The organism is Candidatus Frankia alpina (assembly GCF_902806485.1).
Taxonomy (GTDB): Bacteria; Actinomycetota; Actinomycetes; order Frankiales; family Frankiaceae; genus Frankia; species Frankia alpina.
In genome coordinates, this window is record NZ_CADCWT010000274.1 from 1 (window position 1) to 5,602 (window position 5,602).

7 protein-coding genes and 1 pseudogene are annotated in these 5,602 nt (G+C 68.0%); all 8 read left to right on the plus strand.

What is annotated here, in order from left to right:
- A pseudogene (locus tag G6R25_RS20635) lies at positions 1-183 on the plus strand (amidohydrolase family protein); the annotation flags it as partial.
- 33 nt (positions 184-216) lie between these two features.
- On the plus strand, positions 217-1,497 hold the full coding sequence (locus G6R25_RS20640) for an aromatic ring-hydroxylating oxygenase subunit alpha (protein ID WP_136449172.1): 1,281 nt from the start codon (positions 217-219) through the stop codon (positions 1,495-1,497).
- Complete coding sequence (locus G6R25_RS31975; RefSeq protein ID WP_205447297.1) at positions 1,494-1,871, plus strand: aromatic-ring-hydroxylating dioxygenase subunit beta; 378 nt, start codon at positions 1,494-1,496, stop codon at positions 1,869-1,871. The genes G6R25_RS20640 and G6R25_RS31975 overlap by 4 nt, the downstream gene beginning before the upstream one ends.
- Positions 1,762-2,055, plus strand: a complete 294-nt coding sequence (locus G6R25_RS31980) for an aromatic-ring-hydroxylating dioxygenase subunit beta (RefSeq protein ID WP_268903868.1) — start codon at positions 1,762-1,764, stop codon at positions 2,053-2,055. The genes G6R25_RS31975 and G6R25_RS31980 overlap by 110 nt, the downstream gene beginning before the upstream one ends.
- Before the next feature lie 15 nt (positions 2,056-2,070).
- Positions 2,071-2,931 (plus strand): 2-keto-4-pentenoate hydratase, encoded by an 861-nt coding sequence (locus tag G6R25_RS20650; RefSeq protein WP_163554256.1) that lies wholly within the window; start codon positions 2,071-2,073, stop codon positions 2,929-2,931.
- The gene (locus G6R25_RS20655) at positions 2,928-3,887 is read left to right on the plus strand and encodes an acetaldehyde dehydrogenase (acetylating) (protein WP_163554257.1); all 960 of its coding nucleotides are present in this window, start codon (positions 2,928-2,930) and stop codon (positions 3,885-3,887) included. The genes G6R25_RS20650 and G6R25_RS20655 overlap by 4 nt, the downstream gene beginning before the upstream one ends.
- 2 nt (positions 3,888-3,889) lie before the next feature.
- Complete coding sequence (gene dmpG, locus G6R25_RS20660; RefSeq protein ID WP_163554259.1) at positions 3,890-4,915, plus strand: 4-hydroxy-2-oxovalerate aldolase; 1,026 nt, start codon at positions 3,890-3,892, stop codon at positions 4,913-4,915.
- 243 nt (positions 4,916-5,158) lie between these two features.
- Positions 5,159-5,602, plus strand: a 444-nt coding sequence (locus G6R25_RS20665) for a FadR/GntR family transcriptional regulator (protein ID WP_163554258.1), incomplete at its 3' end; no start/stop codon positions are given.

The window sequence follows — 5,602 nt, forward strand, 5'->3', positions numbered from 1 at the left end:
GCCGGGAATGGCTCAGTGACCTATGACGCGGCCAGCCTCGAACTGGCGATGGAACGTTTCGGTGCCGATCACGTACTGCTCGGCACCGACTATCCCTTCGCGGCGCGCGAGTCCCCGCCTGGCGCGCGACGAATAGCTCCGCGCCGCCGTCAGCCGGGACAACACCCTGTCTCTGTTAGGTAACCGCCTCGTCCCCGATGCGCTGGGAGCGAACTCATGACCGTGACGAACGACCCCATCCGACAGCTGGCGCCCAACGGACCTCTTGTCACGGAGGACCACGAACGGCATCAGTTCCGGGTACACCGCTCGACGATGACCTCGCCAGAGATCCACGCGCTGGAGATCGAACGGGTCTTCGGTCGCAGCTGGCTGTATGTCGGCCACGAGTCCGAGATCCGCGAGCCGGGCGACTTTGTCCGTCGGCCGGTGGGCAATCGACAGGTCTTCATGATCAGAAGCAAGAAGACCGGCCAGGTGAACGTCTTCCACAACAGCTGCACCCACCGGGGGGCGATGGTCTGCCGCCGGGATGCGGGCAACGCCAAGGTCCTGCAGTGCTTCTATCACGCCTGGTCGTTCAACACCGACGGCAAGCTGATCGGCGTTCCGGACCGCGAGGCCTACGGCGAGGCCCTCGACTTCACCACGCTCGGGCTGCGTTCGGTGGCCCGGGTCCAGAGCTATCGCGGATTCGTCTTCGCGAGCTTCGACCCGCATATCGTGGACCTCGAGGAGTACCTGGCCGGCGCCCGGGAGTATCTCGACCTCGTGGTCGACTCCATGGAGGACCCGCAGATCATCAACGGCACCAACCAGTACGCCATCAATGCGAACTGGAAGCTGCTGGCCGAGAACAGCATCGACGGCTACCATGCGGCCTCGACCCACGACACCTATTTGAAGTACCTGGTGGCGCTCGGGACCGACCTCGCCAGCGGCATCAACGGTACGGCGAAGTCCCTCGGCAACGGCCACGCGGTGCTGGAGTACGCGGCCCCCTGGGGCAGACCGGTGGCGAAGTGGGAGCCGCTGTTCGGCGAGCACGCCCGATCGGAGATCGAGCGGCTCCGTGCGGACCTCGTCGGGCGGTACGGCGAGGAGCGGGCGCAGCGGATGGCGGACACCAACCGCAACCTTCTGATCTATCCGAACCTGGTGGTGAACGACATCATGGCCGTCACCGTCCGAACCTTCATACCGGTCTCACCCGACCGCATGGAGGTCACGGCCTGGGAGATGGCGCCGCGCGACGAACTTCCCCAGTTGCGTCAGCGCCGACTCGACAGCTTCCTCACCTTCCTCGGACCGGGCGGGTTCGCCACGCCCGACGACATCGAGGCGTTGGAATCGTGCCAGGAGGGCTTCCGCAGCGGCGGCGTGGAGTGGAACGAAATCTCCCGCGGGATGTCCCGCCATCCGCTGGCCAACGACGAGGAGCAGATGCGCGCCTTCTGGCGCCGCTGGAACGAGCAGATCATAGGAGCGATCGGATGACCGCCACCGCCATGTCCGCCACCGCCATGACCGCCACCGCGACGTCCCGCCGGATCGGTCCAGCGGTCGCGGACCTTCGAGCGGTGACCCGCGCTCAGATCGAGGACTTCCTCTACGCCGAGGCGGAGCTTCTCGACGCCTGGGACCTCGACACCTGGGTCACGCTGTTCACCGACGACGCCCACTACGTCATCCCCCTGCAACGACGACCCGGACGGCGACCCGACGCGCGACCTGGTTCTCGTCGACGACGACGCGCTGCGCCTGCGATCGCGGATAGGGCGGCTCAACAGCCGCCGGGCACACCGGGAGTTCCCGCATTCCGCGACCAGCCACCAGGTCTTCAACGTGCGTCTACGGCCGGTCATGGGTGACGAACTCCCGGTGGTCGCCGAGTTCTCGGTGTGGCGATTCCGCGGGGAGCGTTCGTCCCCCTACGTCGGCCGTTACTTCTACCGGCTGCGTGTCACCGACGGTCAGCTCCGCATCAGCTCCAAGCGGGTGGTCCTGGCGATGACGACGTTACGGACGGTCTCCGACGTGGCCATCCTCCTGTAAGAGGAAGGAACAACCATGCCTGGTGCCCCGTCCGCCCCCATCGAACGTGCGGCCGAGCGCCTCCTCACCGCGGCACGCAGCAGGACTCCCTGCCCACCCGTCCGCGACATCCTTCCCGACGCCAGCGCGCAGACCGCTTATGCCGTGCAGACACTCCTGACCCGGGAGGCCCTGCGCAACGGCCGGCGCGTCGTCGGCCGCAAGATCGGACTCACCTCCGTCGCGGTGCAGCAGCAGCTCGGCGTCGACCAGCCCGACTTCGGCGTGCTCTTCGACGACATGGTCGTCCCCGCGGGCACCGTGATCGACATCGGCACGCTGCTCCAGCCGAAGATCGAGGCGGAGCTCGCCTTCGTCCTCGGCGCGGACCTCGACCACGACGACCTCGGCGCGCAGGCGCTGCGGGCCGCGATCGATCATGTCGTACCGGCTCTGGAGATCGTCGACAGCCGGATCGCCGGCTGGGACATCACCTTCGCCGACACGGTCGCCGACAACGCGTCCAGCGGGCTGTTCCTCCTCGGCGACACCCCCACGAAGCTGGGCGAGCTCGATCTGCGCCCGCTGGAGATGACGCTCGTCGACGACACGGGAGCCACGCTCAGCCGCGGCTCGGGCGCAGCCTGCCTGGGTGATCCCCTCGAGGCCGTCCGGTGGCTCGCCCGGACCTGCCGCGACCTGGGGTCACCGCTGCGGGCCGGCGAGACAGCGCTCTCGGGCGCTCTCGGCCCGATGGTGCCCGTCGTGGCGGGCGCCGTCTACACCGCGACGGTAGGCCACCTGGGCACGGTCAGCGCAGTCTTCTCCAGCGTGGATCGGCAGGCCGCGCAACAGCGTCCGCGGGTGGCCGCGGGCCGAAGGGACCTCACATCATGAAGACGAAGGTCGCCATCATCGGCTCCGGCAACATCGGCTCCGACCTGATGATGAAGATCATCAGACTGTCGACGACGCTGGAGATGGGCGCGATGGTCGGCATCGACCCCGACTCGGACGGGCTCGCCCGGGCACGGCGACTCGAGATCACCACGACCGCCGACGGTGTCCGTGGCCTCCTCGAGCTCCCCGTCCTCGACGAGATCGGCATAGTCTTCGACGCGACCTCCGCCCGCGCCCATGTGGCCAACGTTCAGCTGCTCGAGCCGTACGACAAGATCCTCGTGGACCTCACGCCGGCCGCCGTCGGACCGTTCGTGGTACCGGCCGTCAACCTCGCCGACCACCAGGATGCACGGAACGTGAACATGGTGACCTGCGGTGGGCAGGCGACGATTCCCATCGTCGCCGCGGTCTCGCGGGTGACCCCCGTTCTCTACGCCGAGATCATCGCCTCGATCGCGTCGAAGTCCGCGGGACCGGGCACCCGAGCCAACATCGACGAGTTCACCGAGACCACCGCGCTGGCGATCGAGGTGGTGGGTGGCGCGGCGCGCGGCAAGGCGATCATCGTCCTCAACCCGGCCAACCCCCCGATGATCATGCGTGACACGGTCCACTGCCTGGCGTCCTGGGGTGATCCGGAGGACATCCGCGCGAGCGTGACGGCAATGCACGGCGAGGTCTCCCGATACGTGCCGGGTTACCGGCTCAAGCAGGAGGTGCAGATCACCGCGATCGCCGAGGACGAACCGCTGAACACCCTCATCGGCGATGCGCCGCGGCCTCGCTGGCGGGTCTCCGTCTTCCTCGAGGTCGAGGGCGCCGCCCACTACCTGCCGTCGTATGCCGGCAACCTCGACATCATGACATCGGCCGCTCTGCGCACCGGCGAGCTGCTCGCGGCCCGCACGGCTCGTACGACCCGCTCCGACCTCACAGAGGTGGCCCCGTGACCATCGCCGAGCACCCCACGCTCTACATCCAGGACGTCACGTTGCGGGACGGAATGCATGCCATCCGGCATCGGCTCGCCCCTGACGAGGTTCGCGCGATCGCCGCCGCGGTCGACCGGGCCGGCGTCGACGCGATCGAGGTCGCCCACGGGGACGGTCTCGCCGGCGCGAGTCTGACCTACGGTCCCGGCAGCAACACGGACTGGGAGTGGATCGCGGCGGCGGCGGCGGACGTCGTCGAGAACGCCGTCCTCACCACCCTCCTGCTCCCCGGAATCGGCACGGTCGCCGACCTGAAGAAGGCGTACGAGCTGGGTGTCCGCTCCGTGCGGGTAGCGACCCACGCGACCGAGGCCGACATCGCGATCCAGCACATCGGCACGGCGCGCGAACTCGGCATGGACGTCTCCGGCTTCCTCATGATGTCGCACATGGCGCCGCCGGCCGAGCTCGCGGCACAGGCGAAGCTGATGGAGAGGGCCGGCGCGGACTGCGTGTACGTCACCGACTCCGGTGGCCGGCTGACCATGCGCGACGTACGGGACCGGGTCCGCGCCTACCGTGACGTGCTTGATCCGACCACCCAGATCGGCATCCACGCGCACGAGAACCTGTCCCTGTCGGTGGCCAACTCGGTCATCGCGGTGGAGGAGGGCGTCACCCGGGTCGATGCCTCCCTTGCAGGCCACGGCGCCGGGGCGGGCAACTGCCCGATCGAGGCGTTCATCGCGGTCGCCGACATCTACGGCTGGAAGCACGGCTGCGATCTGTTCGCCCTCCAGGACGCGGCCGACGACATCGTCCGTCCGTTGCAGGACCGCCCGGTTCGGGTCGACCGTGAAACCCTCACGCTCGGGTATGCCGGTGTGTATTCGAGCTTCCTGCGACACGCGGAGAAGGCCGCGCGCGATCACGGACTCGATACCCGGGACATCCTCGTCGAGGTCGGCCGGTGCGGGCTCGTCGGCGGCCAGGAGGATATGATCATCGATATCGCCCTCGACCTGGTGTCGAGTTCGGCGAACTGAGCACGGGTCGCCCCGGGTGGTGCAGACATGCATACACGATCACTGATTTTTAGATCTGGCCGCTGGTGCGGCGAGCGGGTCGACGTCCGGCGCTGACGCGGGACGACCTGGTGACAGCGGCGTGCGGCGCTCGATGCGAGGCAGCCCCCTCGCCCCTCGGCGATGCGGGCAGGCCATTGGCCAGCGGGTCATGCAGGGGCCTAAAGTGACTACAGGATCAACCGACGAGAGCCAGGGGGCCTGATGTCGACACGAGGCAGCACTCCGCTGTCCCGCGCCCAGCAGGTCGCCCTCGCCATCGAGAATCGGCTGCTGGCGGAGCGCACCCCGGTCGGCACCCCGATCGGTCGACGTACGGACCTCATGGAGCAGTATCGGGTCAGCCCGACAGTCATGAACGAGACCCTGCGCATTCTGCGCGACCGCGGACTGGTCATCGTCAAACCGGGCCCCGGCGGCGGTGTCTCCGTGGCGAACCAGCCTCCGCAGATCAGGCTCGGGGCCCTGGACCTGTGGTTCTCGTCGATGAGCTCCGACCCGCTCGACCTCTTCGAGGCACGCAGCTACCTGGAGGACATTCTCACCCCACTCGCCGTCGAGCGGGCTGGTCCCGGAGACCTGCGCGACATGGGAGTTTTTCCGAAACTCGCCATGGCTGATTCGAATCAGATCGCCGGGATCGTAAAT

What these genes read in the sequence shown, in the direction of transcription:
- G6R25_RS20640 (WP_136449172.1), top strand. Translation starts at nt 217, where the DNA reads ATGACCGTGACGAACGACCCCATCCGACAGCTGGCGCCCAACGGACCT.
- G6R25_RS31975 (WP_205447297.1), top strand. Translation starts at nt 1,494, where the DNA reads ATGACCGCCACCGCCATGTCCGCCACCGCCATGACCGCCACCGCGACG.
- G6R25_RS20650 (WP_163554256.1), top strand. Translation starts at nt 2,071, where the DNA reads ATGCCTGGTGCCCCGTCCGCCCCCATCGAACGTGCGGCCGAGCGCCTC.
- G6R25_RS20655 (WP_163554257.1), top strand. Translation starts at nt 2,928, where the DNA reads ATGAAGACGAAGGTCGCCATCATCGGCTCCGGCAACATCGGCTCCGAC.